The organism is Blastococcus sp. SYSU D00868, assembly GCF_054050575.1.
On record NZ_JBJGZO010000002.1, the window covers coordinates 197385 to 214044 of the forward strand.

Annotated in this window: 14 protein-coding genes; 3 read left to right on the forward strand and 11 right to left on the reverse strand. The window is 75.2% G+C overall.

What is annotated here, in order from left to right; all coding sequences use genetic code 11:
• Positions 1 to 191 precede the first annotated feature (191 nt).
• Complete coding sequence (locus ACI79F_RS02725) at positions 192 to 1241, forward strand: O-antigen ligase family protein (protein ID WP_456543422.1); 1050 nt, start codon at positions 192 to 194, stop codon at positions 1239 to 1241.
• On the opposite strand, the gene ACI79F_RS02730 is transcribed toward ACI79F_RS02725, so the two are convergent.
• From ACI79F_RS02730 to ACI79F_RS02750, 5 genes are all read right to left on the reverse strand, one after another.
• The gene (locus ACI79F_RS02730) at positions 1215 to 1817 is read right to left on the reverse strand and encodes an acetyltransferase (protein WP_456543421.1); all 603 of its coding nucleotides are present in this window, start codon (positions 1815 to 1817) and stop codon (positions 1215 to 1217) included. The two genes, ACI79F_RS02725 and ACI79F_RS02730, sit on opposite strands and share 27 nt — an antisense overlap.
• Positions 1814 to 3016: a DegT/DnrJ/EryC1/StrS family aminotransferase gene (locus ACI79F_RS02735; protein WP_456543420.1), complete on the reverse strand. Its 1203-nt coding sequence runs from the start codon at positions 3014 to 3016 to the stop codon at positions 1814 to 1816. The genes ACI79F_RS02730 and ACI79F_RS02735 overlap by 4 nt, the downstream gene beginning before the upstream one ends.
• Entirely contained in the window at positions 3013 to 4332 is a 1320-nt protein-coding gene (locus ACI79F_RS02740) for a hypothetical protein (protein WP_456543419.1), read from the reverse strand. Before ACI79F_RS02740 ends, ACI79F_RS02735 begins: the two co-directional genes overlap by 4 nt.
• A gap of 175 nt (positions 4333 to 4507) precedes the next feature.
• Positions 4508 to 5956 carry a nucleotide-binding protein gene (locus ACI79F_RS02745; protein ID WP_456543418.1) on the reverse strand — a complete coding sequence of 483 codons (1449 nt, stop codon included), beginning with the start codon at positions 5954 to 5956 and terminating at the stop codon, positions 4508 to 4510.
• Between the two features lie 372 nt (positions 5957 to 6328).
• Complete coding sequence (locus ACI79F_RS02750; protein ID WP_456543417.1) at positions 6329 to 7456, reverse strand: glycosyltransferase; 1128 nt, start codon at positions 7454 to 7456, stop codon at positions 6329 to 6331.
• 84 nt (positions 7457 to 7540) lie between these two features.
• Here ACI79F_RS02750 and asnB point away from each other — a divergent pair, with 84 nt between their 5' ends.
• Complete coding sequence (gene asnB, locus ACI79F_RS02755) at positions 7541 to 9466, forward strand: asparagine synthase (glutamine-hydrolyzing) (protein WP_456543416.1); 1926 nt, start codon at positions 7541 to 7543, stop codon at positions 9464 to 9466.
• Entirely contained in the window at positions 9463 to 10431 is a 969-nt protein-coding gene (locus ACI79F_RS02760) for a GNAT family N-acetyltransferase (RefSeq protein ID WP_456543415.1), read from the forward strand. Before asnB ends, ACI79F_RS02760 begins: the two co-directional genes overlap by 4 nt.
• Here the strand turns inward: ACI79F_RS02760 and ACI79F_RS02765 are convergent.
• The 6 genes from ACI79F_RS02765 to ACI79F_RS02790 form a co-directional block, all read right to left on the reverse strand.
• Positions 10428 to 11633 (reverse strand): glycosyltransferase family 4 protein, encoded by a 1206-nt coding sequence (locus ACI79F_RS02765; protein ID WP_456543414.1) that lies wholly within the window; start codon positions 11631 to 11633, stop codon positions 10428 to 10430. The two genes, ACI79F_RS02760 and ACI79F_RS02765, sit on opposite strands and share 4 nt — an antisense overlap.
• A gap of 72 nt (positions 11634 to 11705) precedes the next feature.
• A complete protein-coding gene (locus ACI79F_RS02770; protein ID WP_456543413.1) occupies positions 11706 to 12311 on the reverse strand; it encodes an acyltransferase in 606 nt (201 codons plus the stop codon).
• The gene (locus tag ACI79F_RS02775; RefSeq protein ID WP_456543412.1) at positions 12304 to 13437 is read right to left on the reverse strand and encodes a DegT/DnrJ/EryC1/StrS family aminotransferase; all 1134 of its coding nucleotides are present in this window, start codon (positions 13435 to 13437) and stop codon (positions 12304 to 12306) included. The genes ACI79F_RS02770 and ACI79F_RS02775 overlap by 8 nt, the downstream gene beginning before the upstream one ends.
• Positions 13434 to 14504: a methionyl-tRNA formyltransferase gene (locus ACI79F_RS02780; RefSeq protein ID WP_456543411.1), complete on the reverse strand. Its 1071-nt coding sequence runs from the start codon at positions 14502 to 14504 to the stop codon at positions 13434 to 13436. Before ACI79F_RS02780 ends, ACI79F_RS02775 begins: the two co-directional genes overlap by 4 nt.
• Positions 14494 to 15489 carry a hypothetical protein gene (locus tag ACI79F_RS02785; RefSeq protein WP_456543410.1) on the reverse strand — a complete coding sequence of 332 codons (996 nt, stop codon included), beginning with the start codon at positions 15487 to 15489 and terminating at the stop codon, positions 14494 to 14496. The genes ACI79F_RS02780 and ACI79F_RS02785 overlap by 11 nt, the downstream gene beginning before the upstream one ends.
• On the reverse strand, positions 15486 to 16634 hold the full coding sequence (locus ACI79F_RS02790) for a DegT/DnrJ/EryC1/StrS family aminotransferase (protein WP_456543409.1): 1149 nt from the start codon (positions 16632 to 16634) through the stop codon (positions 15486 to 15488). The genes ACI79F_RS02785 and ACI79F_RS02790 overlap by 4 nt, the downstream gene beginning before the upstream one ends.
• Positions 16635 to 16660 lie beyond the last annotated feature (26 nt).

Here is a 16660-nt window from a genome sequence, read left to right on the forward strand (position 1 = left end):
CCTGGCCACGGGAAGCGGTCGTCCCGGCTGTCAGCGGAGTGTTCCACGCCGGAGGGGCGCGACCCCTGCCGCTGGGACCGCCTGATCAGGAGCGCCTCGTCCCTGTCGGACCAGGGCGGACGTCAATACCGTGGGCCTCCCCGGTCCCTGGAGGCAGGCATGGCTGCGGTGGCGCCGGTGGAGCCGTCCCGGTGATCAGGTCGCGACTCGCCGATGCCGTCGGGGCCGGGCTGGCGCTCCTGCTCGCCGGCTCGGTCACGCTCTCCGCGCAGGTCGAGGGCGCCGGAGAGCCGTGGCCGGCGCTCGCGACGCTCGCCGCCGCCGTGCTGCTGTACGTGGCCGGCCGGGTGCTGGCGCCGGCGGTGCCGCTCGTGGTCGGCGTGGCCGTGGGCGCGACAGCGCTCGTGGTCGCCGTCAGCCCGGCAGCGCTGTCGGGGAGCGCGGTGGCTCCGCCCCTGGGCTACGGGAACGCCGATGCGGCGCTGTACGCGCTCCTGGCCGGCCTGGCGGCGATCGCGGCGGTCACGGCGGCGGGTGACCGGTGGCAGACGGGCGCGGTGCTGCTCGTGGTGGCCCTCGTGCTCGTCACCGGGCTGACCGGCTCCGTGGCCGGCCTCGTGAGCGCCCTGGCCGTGCTGGCCGTCCTCGCCGGCACCCTCACGGTGGGACGGCCGGCCAGGCGCACGGTCCTCCTCGCCGGGGTGGGGCTGGTCCTGGTGACCCAGCTCGCGGTCGTCGGGCTGGCGGCGACGCACCGGCCGCCCGACCCGCTCTCCCCCGTCCACGAGGTCGCGGGCGCCGCACTGAGCGAGCGGCGGCTCGACCTGTGGAGCGACGCCGTGGTCATCGCGGCGCGGCACCCGGTGACCGGCGCCGGGCCGTACACCTTCCCGACGGCCAGCCCCACCGCCCGCAGTGACCCCGACACGCGCCAGGCGCACTCCGCGACCCTGCAGATGGCGGCGGAGACCGGGTGGCCGGGCGCGGCCGCCCTCCTCGGACTGCTCCTCTGGGCCGTTGCCCGGCCGCTGCTGACCGCGGGGCGGTCGGTCGGCGCCGGGGTCCTGGCCGCCACCGCGATGGCGTCCCTCGCCGTGCAGGCGTCCGTGGACTACGTGCTCGACTTCCCGGTCGTGGTCATGACGGCCGCGCTCGTGCTCGGGGTCGGCACGGGGGCGGCCACGGCGCGTGCCACCGTGGGGGCGCCGCCAGGATCACCGCGGGAGCGGACGGGCGGGTGACCCCACGACGACCGCGCCGGGTGGGACGTCGCGGGTGACCACGGCGCCGGCGCCGACGAAGGCACCCGGTCCGACGGTCCGGCCCTGGAGGACGACGGCGTTGCTGCCGACGGTCACGTCCTCGGCCAACGTCACCGAGCCGGAGACGTTGGCGCCGGGGTAGACGGTCACCCGGTCGCCGAGGACGGCGTCGTGGCCGACCGTCGCGTTGTAGTGGACCTGGGAGTGGGAGCCCAGCGCGACGCTGCTGGAGACGTGCGCGTTGGCGAGCACGAGGCAGCCGTGCGCGAGCGTGGTGTCCGGGGCGATCACCGCCCGGGGGTGCACGAGTGTGAGCGGGTGCAGCCCCCGGCCGTCCAGCTGTCCGGTCAGCTTGGACCGGGCCGCCGGGTCGGCGATGCCGACGACGTACGACGCGCACCGCTCGGCGTCGTCCGGGGCGAGCACCGGCAACCCGCGCACCGTCCGGCCGGCGAGCGCGTCGTCGAGGAAGGCCGTGACCGGGACGCCGCACGCCATCGCGGCGTCCAGGGTCTCGCGTCCCAGACCGCCGGCACCGACCACGTAGAGGGTCACGACGCGATCGCGGCCGGCTGTCGCACGGCCGCATCCAGCCGCGGGTCCCCGGCATGTGCCTGGATGCGCACCACGGCGTCCGCCAGCCGTTCGACCTGGTCGGTCGTCATGTGCGAGTAGAGCGGTGGTGTGAGCACGCGCGCGGCGAGCCGGTCGGTGATCGGCAGCTCCCGCCCGAGGGGCACGGACGCGTACGCCTGCTGCCGGTGGATCGGCGGCCAGTAGTAGCGCCGGGTGTCGGCGCCCTCCAGCCGCAGCGCCCGGCCCAGCGACGCGGCGTCGAGGCCGAACCGCTCCGGGTCGACGACGAGGGTGAGGTCCTTGTAGGTCGAGACGTCCCTGTCGTCGACCTGCTGGAAGGAGAGGCCGGGCAGGCCGGCGGTGGCCGCCCGGAAGGTCGCCACGAGATCGTTGCGGTGGGCGATCCGCTCGTCGAGGCCGTCCAGCGAGGCGAGGGCCACGGCGGCGTGCAGCTCCGACATCCGCGCGTTCAACCCGGGGAACCGGCAGTCGTAGTCGCCGGGGTTGCCGTAGTCCCGCCCGAGGCGGACCGCCTCGGCGAGCGCGGCGTCGTGCGTCGTGACCAGCCCGCCCTCGCCGGCGACCGCGACCTTCGTCGGGCTGAGGCTGAAGACCTCCGCCGTCCCGAACCCGCCGACCGGCCGGCCGCGCCGCCGGCTGCCCAGGGCGTGCGCGGCGTCGTACACCAGCGGCAGCCCGGCGCGGCCGGCCAGCTCCTCCAGCGCCTCCACCTCGCAGGGCCGGCCGTAGACGTGGGTGGCCGAGATCGCGGCGGCGTCGCCGACGAGGCCCACGGCGGCCGCGGGGTCGAGTGTCATCGTGTCGGCGTCCACCTCGGCGAACAGCGGCTCGGCGCCGGCCCACACCACCGCGTGCGCGCTGGCGGCGAAGGTGAAGCTCGGCATGAGCACGCGCCCGGTGACGCCGAGGGCCTGGTACGTCAGCATCAGCCCGGTCGTGCAGCTGGCGACGGCGACCACGTGCGGGACGCCGCACCGCTCGGCGACGCGCTCCTCGAGTTCGCGGACCAGGGGCCCGTTGGTCAGCATCCCGCTCGCCAGCACGTCCCCGAGCCGGCGGGTCAGTGCCGGGACGTCCGGGATCGTGGGGCGGACCAGCGGGAGGCCGTCGGGGAAGGCCGGGGTGCCGCCCACGGCGGCGGGTGGGGCTGGGGTCATCGCAGCGACGCCTCTCGAGCAGGTGGGGGGCGAGGGGTGCGGGGACGGGAGCGCCGGCGCAGCTCCGCGACCGTCGGCAGGCACACCAGCGCCATCAGGAACGGGTAGACCAGCGAGCGCTGCCGGGCGAGCAGGCCGAAGTTGCCGAAGGTCGAGAAGGCGTAGACGAACAGCAGCAGGTAGGCCAGGCAGAGGACGACGTAGGGCCGGCCCCGGCGGAACCGCCAGACCATCTGCAGGCGCCGCCACGACGCGACGACGAGACCCAGCAGCACCAGCCCCTCCGCGGCGGCGGCCAGGGCCTGGAGGTTCCCGGCCTCCCAGGGGAACGGTCGGAACAGCACCGTCAGGGCGGCGGCGGGGAAGTCTGCCGGCGAGTTCACCACCTGGGGCTCGAAGTCCGACCCGGCGCCGTCGGCGTTGGCGTTGCGCTCCGTCTCGCTCCGCACCTCGTCCACGGACTGGAGGGAGACGTCCTCCACCCCGAGGAACTCCTGGGCCTGTCCGGCGATCGCGACGCCGGCGACCACCAGTACGACCAGGGTGACCGTCCGCGCCAGTGGGGTGAGCGCGGTGCGGTGGAGGTCCCGGCGGAACAGGAAGCCCGCGACCACGGCGACGAAGGCGATCGCGGTCATGTGTGGCCGCACCATCGCGGAGCCGAGCAACCCCAGCGCCAGCGGCAGGGCCGCCCCACGCGTTCCGGTCAGCAGGCGCGCGGCTCCCAGGGTCGCGAGCCCGATGCAGAAGGTCAGGAACGCTTCCTTCCCCATCCCCGACGACCAGAAGACCATCGAGGGGAACAGGAACACCAGCAGTGCGTAGCGCCGGTGGTGGCCGCCCGGGACGGCGATGCAGAACGCCCGGTACAGGAAGTAGAGGCCCCAGAAGCCCAGCCAGGCGAAGAACAGGTAGCCACCGAGCAACGTCGGTCCGATCGCCGTGTAGACGACTCCGGTCAAGATGATGAGGAAGCCGGTGCCGACCACCTCCATGCCCAGGTCGACGCCGAAGATCCCGGACCGGAACTGCTCGGCGATCTCGGCACCTCGGGCGTCGTAACTCGACGCGTCGGCCGTTCCGTCGTAGAGGACGAACGCCACGGCCCAGCGCGCGAGGGCCCCGAGGACCTTGAGCGCGAAGGCGATGCCGATGAGCCGGCGCACCCAACCGTCGTCCTCCCGGCGGAAAGCGGCAGCGAGCAGCGGCCAGCTGATCAGCAAGAGGCCGGGGGCGACGACCATCGCGCCCCAGACGTCGTAGCTGGTCCGCTCCATCCCCAGCGCGAGCACGCCGACGTACGCCCCGATCGCCACCAGGCCCGCCGCTCTCCCCGCGACCCTGCCGAGGGACCGCGCCGCGTGGAGCCGCCCCCCGGGCGACCACGACGACGTGCGTCGGCCCCGACTCGTCACGAGGCGTTCCGGGCCGGACGATGACCGAGTGGGCGGGTATTCCTGTCCCGCCGGGTCGCCGGCTCGCGGCCAGGACTCACCGGCCCACGCCCGCCCGGACCGACGTCCCGCCGCTGCGCCGGCGCTCGGAGTTGCCGTCGGAGCCGCGGTGGACGCCGAACGGGTTCGAGTCGATGGCGGCCGACCGGCTCCCGATGAACGCCGCGCCGACGACCGGGGCGCGCAGGCGCGCGAGGAGGTCGGCGGTGCGCTCGGCCTGGTCGTGGGTCAGCCGACCGCTCCGGCAGGCCAGCAGCACGGTGTCGACGTAGGGCATGAGGTCCATGGCCTCGTTGCCGACGAGCATCGGCGAGCTGTCCACGATGACCACGTCGGCCAGCTCCCGGGCGTCGGCCAGGAGCCCCGCGACCCTGGTCGGCAGCGCAGGCGGCTCGTCGGTCATGGTGCCCGCGGTGACGAGTCGGACGCCCTCGACGGCTGTGGGCCGGACGAGCGCCGGCAGGTGGTGCTCGTCCGCCTCGGCGTGGATGAGGTCGGACAGCCCCGGGCCGTTGGGCACGTCGAGGAACGCGTGTGCCTCGGGACGGCGGAGGTCGCAGTCGAGCACGAGCACCCGCCGACCGCTCGTGGCCAGGGCCGCCGCGAGGTTGACGGCCGTCGTGGTCTTGCCCTCGCCGGACCGGGCGCTGGTGATGAGGAAGACCTGTGGCGGCGGCCGGTCGACCATCCCGTCGGCCAGGTCCTCCGCTGCGCCGGCCGGCCGGAGGATCCGGCTGGGGATGAGCAGCACCGACGAGGCGAGGGACCGGTAGGCGTCGGCCACGGCCGAGGACGGCCGAGCCGTGACGATGACGTGGTGAGCGGAGCGCTTGGCGCGGGAGAGCCGCGGGATCTCGGCCAGGACCGGCACGCGGTAGGCACGCTGGACGTCGATGCGGTCGCGGACGCTCGTGTCGAAGCGCTCGAGGACCAGCGCCAGCGCGCCGCCGAGGACGAGTCCCACGACGATGCCCAGGACGAGCCGGCCGCTCTGGCTCGTGGGGCCCTCGAGCACGCTGCCGTCGTCGGCTGGGACCGGGTTCCCGCGCCCCAGCAGCTCCACCCAGGCTGGGAACGGTGCCGCCCTCCGCTCTACCTCGGTCACCGTCTCCTCGGCGAACGTGTTGACGATCCGCGCCGCCTCGTCGGGATCGCTGGACGTGGCCGAGACGGTCACCGCGCCCGTCTCGTCGTCCCACACGACCTCCACGAGGTCGCTCGCGGAGGCGGGATCGCCTTCCAGCCGCAGCCGAGCGGCGACCTGTTCGGGGACCCGACCCGTCGTCACGAGCAACGCGGTGAACGCCGGCGACCGCGGCGCCTCCGGTCCCTGGGCCAGGGTCGCGGTGGCCTGGTACCGGTCCGCGCCGAGGTCCGAGGTGTCGAACGGGGAGACCACCAGCATGGCGAGCGCGCCCAGGACGCCGGCCACGACGATGACCGCCCATCGACGCCGCAGGATCCTCAGGTAATCGGTGGATTCCATGTCCTCGGTACCGTCCGATCGTGCTGAGGCTGAGCACACGGCAGGCGACGTGGCGGGCCCGCTGCGTTCCCTGGCTGCAATGGCGGGTTTTCCGAATCAGGAACGTACGGCACCTGTCCAGCCGCGTCAGCCCCTCCGGCGCCGATGTGCAAACTCTCGAGGCGCGACGGAATGGTCGCGGTAATGGCAAATTCCCGACGTGCGGTCGCGTCCGGTGACGGTCCGCAGAAGGGTGGTCACCGTGCGCGGACAAAGGAGTACGAGTGGAGATTTCTGAGACGGCCGAGTGACGCAACGCCATGTGGGGAATGGGGAGCGTCTGCGATCGCGCGCATTCCCCGTGCGACGGCGGGGATCAGCGTGGCCTCCCGGTCAGCCCGGGCCCCTCCGGCTCCCCGCCACCCGGGCGTACCCCCGCTCGAGTCGCCGCCCGGCCCTCCGGATGTCGAAGTCCCGGCCGCGTCGGAGGGCCGCTGCACCCAAGCGCCGCCGCAGGCCGCCGTCCTCGATGAGCGCCACGAGCGCGGCGACCAGCGCTTCGGGGTCCCCGGGCGGCACCAGCAGCCCCTCGACGCCGTCCGTCACCTGCTCGGGGATCCCGCCGACCCGCGTGGCGACGACGGGCAGCCCCACGCACAGCGCCTCCATGAGGGCGACCGGCTTGCCCTCGAACCGCGAGGGCAGCGTGAAGACGTCGGCCGCGGCCAGGAGCCCCGCCACGTCGTCGACCTGGCCCAGGAAGCGGAAGCGGTCGCCCAGGTGCAGCTCGCCGTGGCGACGCCGGAACGCGTCGGCCAGCGCCCCCTGCCCGGCCGCGAGGAACAGGACGTCCCGCCCCGATCGGAGGATGGTCGACGCGGCCTCGAGGAGCTCGGGATAGCCCTTCTCCCGGCGCAGGTTCGCCACGGTGAGGACGACGACCGTCCCCGGGGCGATGCCCAGCCGCCGCCGGACCTCCTCGCGCCTGGACCGGGCCGACGCGTAGTCGTCGAGGACGACCCCGTGGGCCAGCACCTCGACCCCCTTCCGCCAGGGCCGCCACATCGAGTCGCGGACCTCGGCCGAGACGGCGAAGCGGAGGGAGTCCCGCCGGTGCAGGACGGCGTTGAGCCAGCGGGTCCCCGGCCGGTAGGAGCTCCAGCTGTTGTGCTCGGTGGAGACCGCAGCCGGCCTCCGGCGCGCGGGGATCGTCAGCCGGACGAGCCGGGCGACCCCGGCCACGAGCGGCGAGTGGGTGTGCACCACGTCGTACCCCCCGACGGCCATGAGCCGACGGAGCCCGCCGATCCAGGCCAGGCGCCCGAGTGCCCTGGCAGGGGCGGCCGGGGTCAGGCAGTGGCTCACCACGCCCGCGTCGGCCAGCATCGGCACGAAGGCGGTCTTGTGCGGGAGCACGTAGGCGACCTCGAACTCGAACTGCTGCCGGTCGGCCACCCTGGCCAGCGACACCAGCAGACGCTCGGCGCCGCCGGCGCCGAGCCCCTTGATCGCCCACAGCACGCGGATACGATCCCGGGACCTCGACCGGGCGCCCGGCGCGGCGTCGACGGTCTCGGCGGGGGTGGCGACGACGAGGGGCGCCGGATGTGCGGGATCGTGGGGCTGGTCGACTCCGCCGGGCTGTGCACTCGGGAGAGCCTGCGGCACCACCTCGGCGCCATGACTGCTGTGGTCGACCACCGGGGCCCGGACGACGCGGGCGTCTTCGTCGACCCGCAGGTCGCGGTCGGGCTCGGGCACCGCCGGCTGGCGATCGTGGACCTCTCCCCCGCCGGGCACCAGCCGATGATGTCCCGGGACCGGCGTTTTGTCCTCGCCTTCAACGGCATGGTCTACAACCACCGCCTCCTGAGGGCGGAGCTGACGGCCGCGGGGGTCCCGTTCCGGGGGCACTCGGACACCGAGGTACTGCTCGAGGGCTGGGTCCGCTGGGGCGCGAGGGGGACGCTCGACCGGCTCAACGGCATGTTCGCCCTGGCCGTGTGGGATCGCCGGGAGCGCACCCTCACCCTGGCCCGGGACCGCCTCGGCGAGAAGCCGCTCTACTGGACCCATCGCGAGGGGCTGCTGGCCTTCGGCTCCGAGTCCCGGGTCCTCGCCGAGGTGCCGAGCGTGCCGCGCGAGCTCGACCGGGACGTCCTCGCGGAGATGCTGCGGTTCTCCTTCGTCCCCCCGGGCAGATCCGTCTGGAAGGACGTGCGCCAGCTCGGGGCCGGGGAGGTGCTGACGCTCGGCTACGGGGATCCCGAGCCGACGGTCGAGACCTACTGGAGCATCTCCGCCGCGGTCACGGCGGGCCGGTCCGAGCCGTTCCGGGGCTCCGGCACGGACCTGGTCGACCGGACGGAGGAGCTGCTGCGCGACGCCGTCCGCCTGCGCCTGGAGTCGGACGTGCCGCTGGGCACCTTCCTGTCGGGCGGGGTCGACTCGGCGCTGGTGACCGCCCTCGCGGCGGGGGCGGCGCCGTCGCTGCGGACCTTCACGGTCGCGATGGAGGGCGACGGGGACCTCGACGAGTCGCAGGCGGCGGCCCTCGTCGCCCGGCGTCTCGGCACGGAGCACACGACGATCCCCCTGCGCTCCGACGACGTCCTGGCCGCGGTCCAGGACGTGGGCCGCGTGTACGACGAACCGTTCGCCGACCCGTCCGCCGTCGCCGTCCTGGCGCTGTCCCGGGCGACCCGGGAGTTCGTCACCGTCGCGTTGAGCGGCGACGGGGGCGACGAGCTGTTCGGGGGCTACAACCGGTACGCGGCCGCGGAGCGGGTGCTGCGGCTGGGGCGCCGGTTCCCGCCCGGCGTCCGCACCGCCGCCGCGCGGGCCGCTGCCCGGATCCCCCTGCGGACGTGGGCGACCGCCGCGCGGGTGGCGCGGCTGCGGGACCGGTGGGACGTGCCCCAGCTGGCGGAGAAGGTCCACCGGGCGGCGGACGTGTTCGGGAGCCGGGACCTGGGAGAGGCGTGGCTGCGCCTGGCATCGGTCTGGCCCGAGCCTCCCGTGCTCGGCACCGCCGCCCGGCCTCCCCGCCCTCCCCGGCCGGACGTCCGCGGGTTGATGCAGCGGGACCAGGAGGTGACCCTGCCGGCCGACATGCTGACCAAGGTGGACCGGGCGACGATGTCGGTCGCCCTCGAGGCACGGGTCCCCCTCCTCGACCACCGCCTCGTGGAGTGGTCCTGGCGTCTCCCTACGGAGGCCCTGGTACGCGACGGCCGGGGCAAGTGGGTCCTGCGCCAGGTGCTGGAGCGGCACCTGCCGCGTTCCCTGGTCGACCGGCCGAAGGCCGGCTTCGACCCGCCGCTGGGCAGGTGGCTGCGCGGGCCGCTGCGTCCCTGGGCGGAGGAGCGGCTGTCCCCGGGCGCGCTGACCGCCTCCGGGCTGCTGGACGCCGGACCCGTCCGGCAGGCCTGGCGCGACCACCTGAGCGGTCGCGCCGACCGGACCTACCGGCTGTGGAGCGTGCTGGTGCTCCAGTCGTGGCTCGCCGAGCAGAAGGGGGTCCTCGGGTGAGTGGTGGCGACGACGGGCTGGTGCTCCGGCCGGCGCTCCCGCAGGACGACGAGGGGATCCGCCGGCTCGTCGCCGCCGAGATGGGCTGGGGCGAGGACCGCACCGCCGAACGGCTGTGGGAGTGGAAGCACGAGCGGAACCCGTTCGGTCCGTCACCGAGGTGGGTGGCCGAGGACCGGGGCCGGGTCGTCGCGGCGCGCATCCTGATGCGCTGGGAGTTCGAGTCCTCCGACGGCGGCAGCCACCGCGCCGTCCGGGCCGTCGACACGGTCACGGCCCGCGCGTACCGCGGCCGGGGCCTGTTCCGTCGTCTGACCCTCCAGGCGCTCACCGACCTGGCCGCCGACGACGTCGGGTTCGTGTTCAACACGCCCAACGACCAGTCCCGACCGGGGTACCTGTCGATGGGCTGGGAGGCCCGGGGCCGCGTGCCGGTCTCGGCCTGGGCATCCGGACCGAGCGACTGGCTGCTGATGGCGCGCAGCCGCGTGCCGGCCGCACTCGAGTCCCTGCCGTCGGAGGCCGGGCGGCCGGCGGTCGAGGCGCTGGACGACGACGTGGTGCGCCTGCTGGGTCGGCCGCGGGCGGGGATCGCCACCCGTCGGTCGTCGGCCTACCTGCGCTGGCGGTACTCGGGGCTGCCGGAGCTGCGCTACCGGGTGCTGACCCTGGGCCGGGACGCGAGCGAGGGCGTGTGCGTGTTCCGCGTCCGTCGCCGGGGCGCCGCGGTCGAAGCGGTGGTCCTCGACTCCCACGGCCCGTCCCGCCCGGCCCGGATGCGGCTGATGCGCGAGGTCGCCCGATCGGCGCAGGCCACGCACGTCCTCAGCGTTCCGGACGGGACCGGCGCCACCGGTGTGCCCGTCCCCCTCGTGGGACCCCGCCTGACGGTGCGGGCGATCGCCGGGGACCCGCCGCCCACCGAGGCCCTCCGCCTGACCCTGGGGGACGTCGAGCTCTTCTAGGTCCTCCGAGGGAGCACCCGGCGCACGAGCCCGCCGTCCCGGGCCTTGTAGCCGAGCACGCGACCCACGGTCGACACGGCGTCCATCGTGCTGGCCACTCTCCCCACGCGGTCGTCGACCACCCGTCGGTAGATGCGGTCGAGCTTGGCGGCGGTGGCCGGCAGGCTGAACCGGTCCAGGACGACGCGCCTGCCGTACTCGCCGAGTTCCCGCCGTCGGTCCGCGTCGGAGAGGAGGGCCCCGAGCTGCGCCGCCAGGGGGTCCTCGGCGGGCGCCACCCGGCCGGTGCCGACGCCGTAGAAGCCGGTCCGCTCGAAGGTGGGCATCGCCGCCGGCTCGACCGTCGCCGAGAAGCCCTGGACGCCCACGACGACGACCGGCTTGGCGAAGGCCATGGCCCGCAGCGCCGAGCTGCCCATCCCGACCACCACGTCGGCGACCTGGTACGCCGGCCGGGGATCCGCCAGGGCACCGGTGAAGACGACCGCCCGCCGGCCGAGACGCCGATCGACCTCCGCACCCCGTGCCCGCAGTTCCGGGAGCGCGCTGCCGTCGCCGACGACGAGCAGCTGGACCGGGAGCTCCGCGCCCAGCCGCTCGACGGCGTCGACGGTCCGTTCGATGCCCTCCCGCTTCATGTGCTGGGCGACCCGCGAGACGATGACGACGGTCAGCACGCCGGGCGCCAGCCGGTGCTCGAGCACGAGCTCGGTGGTGTCGATCCCCGGGTGGTCCGCGGCGGTGTCCACCGGGGGCTCCACCAGGTGCACCGGGGAACGCTGCCGGGCCGCGGCCTCGTCGTACAGGTCGCCGTAGCCGAGGGTGAGGGGGATGGACCGGGGGACGTAGGGGTCGAGCCCCATGGTCATGATCGTGCCGAGGACCGGGGTGCTGCCGAGTCCGCCGACGGCGAGGAAGCCCTCGACGCTCGGCCAGAACTCGTACGTGTGGACGAGGTCGACCCGGTACGCCGACGACACCTCACGGATCGCCCGGATCGCTCCCGGCCACGGTCGCGGCCGAACCGGGACGTGCACGGTGACCAGCGGCAGACCGTAGCTGGCGACCCGTTCCGCCAAGGGTCCCGGCCGTGCGACGAGGACCGGCTCGTGCCCGTGCTCGCGGACCGAGGCGGCGAGGTCGACCGCGTTGATGGAGCTGCCGCCCAGCTCCATGTCGTGCGGGTAGACGAGGACACGCACGTGAACCGCCCTTCGCTGGTGGGGAGGCGATCGGGACCGGACGGCTGAGCGGCCGGGGGCGGCGGCGCGTCGTCATCCCGCCGAGGCCTCCCTCCCCGCCGGGGCGACCGCCGGCACCGGCGTCAGGCCCGTGCCGGCGTGCTCGTACGCCCGCCCGCAGGCGCACCGCAGGTCCTCGGGCAGCCGCTCCCCGCACTCACAGACCCAGCCGCGGTGGCGTGCGGGGTTGCCGGCCACGAAGGAGTGCGGCGCGACGTCGCGGGTGACCACCGAGCCGGCGGCGGCGAACGCGTGCCGGCCGATCCGGGTACCGCACACGACCACGGTGCCCGCGCCGAGCGTCACCCCCTCCTCGACCACCGTGGGCAGCAGCTCCGCGGGCCCCTTCCGCACGTGGGCCCGCGGCCGCAGGTCGTTGGTGAACACCACGTTCGGCCCCAGGAAGACGTCGTTCCCGACGGTCACGCCGTCGAAGACGAGGACGGCGTTCTTCACCGTCACCCGGTCCCCGAGCCGGGCGCCGCCCTCGACGAAGGCGTGGTCGCAGATGTTGCAGCCGGCCCCGACCCGCGCGCCGGGCAGGACGTGTGCCCAGGCCCAGATGCGGGTCCCGGGCCCCACGGTGTCGCTCTCGCAGAGACCCAGCGGGTGGACCTGCACGCCGGCCGGCTCACCCATGACGGCCCACCGCCGCGGCCAGGACCTCGGCGACCCGCTCCTGCTGGGCGGCGGTGATGCCCGGGAACAGCGGCAGCGACAGGATCTCCCCCGCCGCCCGCTCCGCGACGGGGAAGTCCCCGGGGCGGTGTCCGCAGTCCGCCAACGCCCCGGTGAGGTGGACCGGCACCGGGTAGTGGATCCCGGCTCCGATCCCCGCGGCGCCGAGGTCGGCCAGGACGGCGTCGCGGGCGGGGACCCGCACCACGAAGAGGTGCCACACGTGCTCGTTGTCCGGCGCCACCGCCGGCAGCCGGACCCCCGGCACGTCGCGCAGCAGCGCGGCGTAGCGCTCCGCCGCCCCGACCCGCTCGGCGTTCCAGTCCGGGAGCCGGCGCAGCTTGGCCCGGAGCACCACCGCCTGGAGGGTGTCCAGCCGGGAGTTGAACCCGAGCACCGGGTGCTGGTACTTCACCTCGCTGCCGTGGTTGGCCAGCTGCCGTACCCGCCGGGCCACCTCGGGATCATCGGTGCAGACGGCGCCGGCGTCCCCGTAGGCACCCAGGTTCTTGCCCGGGTAGAAGCTGGTGCCTGCGGCCAGCCCCCACCCGCCCATGGAAGCGCCCCGGTGCGTGGCGCCGTGCGACTGGGCGGCGTCCTCGACGACCAGCAGGCCGTGCCGCGCGGCGACCGCCGCGATCCGCTCCATGGGTGCCATCTGCCCGAACAGGTGCACCGGCAGGACGGCGCGGCACCGCGCGGCCACCTCCGCCAGGGCGGCCGGGTCCAGCAGCAGGTGCTCGTCGTCGACGTCGACCACCACCGGGCGGCCACCGGCCCGCAGCACGGCCTCCGCCGAGGCGATGAACGTGTTGGCGGGCAGGGCCACACCGTCCCCCGGCCTCACCCCGGCGGCGCGCAGCGCGAACTCGAGCGCGTCCGTGCCGTTGCCCACCCCCACGCAGTGCCTGCGCCCGCTGGCCGCGGCGAACTCCTCCTCGAACGCCGCCACGTCCGGGCCGTGCACGAACGCGGTGGTGGCCAGCACGCGGGCGAAGCCCTCGGCCACCTCGTCGGCGACGCGGTCGCGCTGGATCCCGAGGTCCACGAGCGGAACCCGTGCCAGGGCCGTCTCGACGGCGGTCACCAGGAGCCCTCGTGCGGCCGGGGAACCGGGAGCGTGGCCCGCAGCCGGGCAGCGGGCGGGGACGCCGGGCCCGGCTCCGGCGGTCCGTCCGCCCCCGCCGCAGCGACGGCCAGCTGGGCCCGGAGCTGGACGATCTCCCGGACGAGGTCGGCGGTCCGCAGGCCCAGCGTCGCCCGGACCGACCGCACCGCCTCGGCCGCCGGCACGGCCTGCCCCTCCTCGACCCGGACCTGGTGCAGGCGGAACATGCCGTCACCGGTGAGCACGTCGACCCAGCCCTCCGACACGGATCTCCGGACGACGCGGCCGGGGACGCGGCCCTCGTAGCGCGGCGCGTCGGGCACCGGCTCGGCGCGGTCCACCCACAGCCGCCGCAGGCCCAGGAAGGTGTACGCGCCCGGCGCCGGAGCGGTGAGGCCCCGGACGAGGCGGTCGAGCACCTCGGTCGGCCGGGACCAGTCCAGCTCGCCGTCGTCCGGCACCCGGGCGCAGCCGTAGGTGGCCGCCGCCTCGTCCTGCGGCGCGCCGCGCTGTCCGCCGAGCAGGCGGGACACCGCCCGGCCGAGCGCGCGCTCCTGCAGGTCGTCGAGCCGGGCGTACAGGTCCGTGACCGTGGTCCGCGGGGCGATCGGCACCGCCTCCTGGTGGAGGACGCCGCCGGCATCGAGGTCCGGCACGAGCTCGTGGATCGTGATCGCCGCCTCGGCGTCCCCGTTGATGACCGCCCAGTTCACGTTCGCCCGGCCCCGGTACCGGGGCAGCGGCGAGTAGTGGACGTTGACGAACGGACAGGACCGCAGGAGGTCCGGCGGCAGGACCCGGTCGAACGAGGACACGACGACGCAGTCCGGTCGCTCGTCGGTCACCAGCGCCCGCACGCCCTCCACCGACGCCGCCGCGTGCACCGGGACGCCGGCCCGGGCGGCCTCGGCGACCGCGGCGTCGGTGGGGGGCGCCTCCCGGACGAGCGCCACCACCTCGTGGGCGGCCAGCAGGGACCGCAGGGCCGCGGCGGCCGTCGGCCCCTGGCCGACCAGCAGGACGCGGGCACGCCGGTCACAGGACATCGAGGTACCCCCGGTCCGCGTCGGTCCGGTCGTCCTCCGGAGTCAGCAGCACCTGGGCGACCTTGAGGCCGCCGGACTGCAGGCGGACGACGGGCTCGGGCCCGATCTCGTGCGGGAGGACGCCCATGTGGCCGTGTGGCGGCGGCCGGTCCGGCCAGCAGTTGACGTCGAGTGCCTCCGCGGCGGTCCGGTCGACGTCGCCGAAGAACTGCGCGACGACGGCGTCGGGCATGCGCTCGGCGACCGCCGCCAGGTCCTCCGCCGTCACGCGCGGGACCTCGGCCGGCGTCAGAGCCACCAGGACCGCGTCGACCGGCTCGCAGCGCCGGAGTGCCCTCGTCGACGGGGCCACCGTGACGTTCGCCCCGCAGGCGCGCAGCGTTCCGGCTACGTGCTCCGCGAAGGGGTTGTCGCAGAGCAGGAGGACGTCGCTGCCGTGGACGGCGATCCCGCCGTCCACCAGCAGCTTCACGGCCATGACACCCAGGTACGCGAAGACCCCGACGGCCGGTTCCCGCTCGTTGGTGCCGGCGAAGGCGATCCCGCGACGACGCAGCGCGGTCAGGTCGACGTCGACCCGGCCGGCACCGATCTCCCAGGCCTCCATCATCAGCGGGACGACGGCCCGCGGGCTGAGCCGCTGGACGAAGGCCGCGTCCAGCGGACGCAGGTGTCCGCTGTTGGTGACGACGTCGGCGCGGCCGATGATCGCCGGGGAGAGCTCCTCGACGACCTCGATCGCGCCGGTGACCCCGGCGGCGGCGGCGACCCGGTCGGTCCACTCCCGCACCTCGTCGACCGTTCCGTATTTCGTCCCGCGGGTCAGCGCCGTGACCTGAGCCCCTGCGAGGGCGGCCAGGACCGCCGTCGACACGTAGGCGCCGGTCGCCGCCTCGGTCAGGACACGCCGGCCGGTCAGGTCGAGGCGGCACCGGTCGACGGCCCGGTGCATCAGCCGCACCAGCCGACCGGGACGGAGCGTCACCGCAGGGCCTCGTGCAGCACCGCGACGACCCGGTCCTGGTCGGCGTCCGTCATCTGGTGGTACAGCGGGAGGACGAGGCTGTCGGCGGTGAGGCGCTCGGTCGCCGGCAGGCTGACCCGTGGCCGGTCGCGGTAGGCGGGCTCCAGGTGGGCGGCCATGATGCCGCGCCGGGCGGAGATCCCGGCCTCGGAGAGGCGCTCGAGCAGGGCGTCGCGGCCCACTCGTGAGTCCTCGGGCAGCAGCACCCAGCACGACTGGTAGTTCGTCGTCCCCCACGGCGGGTCCGCGACCATCCGGAGCCCGGGGAGGTCGGCCAGCAGCGCCCGGTACCGCCCGGCGAACTCGCGACGCCGGGCCACCATCGCGTCCAGGCGGGTCAGCTGCACGCGCCCGATGGCCGCCTGGACATCGGTCATCCGGAAGTTGAAGCCGGGCTCCAGGTACTGCTCGGGCGCCACGATCCCGCCGGCGTGCCGGTCGGCCGCGCTGATGCTCATCCCGTGCTCGCGGAGCCTCCGCGCGCGCGCCGCCCACTCCGGGCGACGGGTCACCAGCATGCCGCCCTCTCCTGTCGTCACCAGCTTCCGCGGGTGGAAGGAGAAGGCCGCGAGGTCGACGTCCGCGCCGACCGGCCGGCCGTACAGCGTGCTGCCGATGGCGCAGGCGGCGTCCTCGACGACCGGGATGTCCAGCGGTTCGAGCAGGGCGTACAGCGGCCGGGTGTCGGCCGGGACGCCGGCCTGGTGGACGACGATCACCGCGCGGGTCCGCTCGGTGAGGACCGCCTCCACAGTCGCGGCCGTGACGTTGCCGGTGACGAGGTCCACGTCGGCCAACACGGGCTCCGCTCCTCCCGCGCGTGCGGCGTTCGCCGTCGCGATGAAGGAGAACGACGGCACCACCACGTCGTCCCCGGCACCGATCCCGAGCATGTGGAGCGCCATCTGGAGCGCCGTGGTGCAGTTCGAGACGGCGACGGCCTCGGGAGCCTCGACCCGGCGGGCGAACTCCTCCTCGAAGGCCCGGACCCGCGGACCCTGGGCGACCCAGCCGGAGGCGACGGCGTCGGCCGCGGCCGCGGCCTCCTCCTTGCCGAGCCACGGCTTGGTCACCGGGATGGTGGGCGGCGCCCCGAGCGTCGTCACACCGCGCCTCCCCCGCCCGCGCCGCT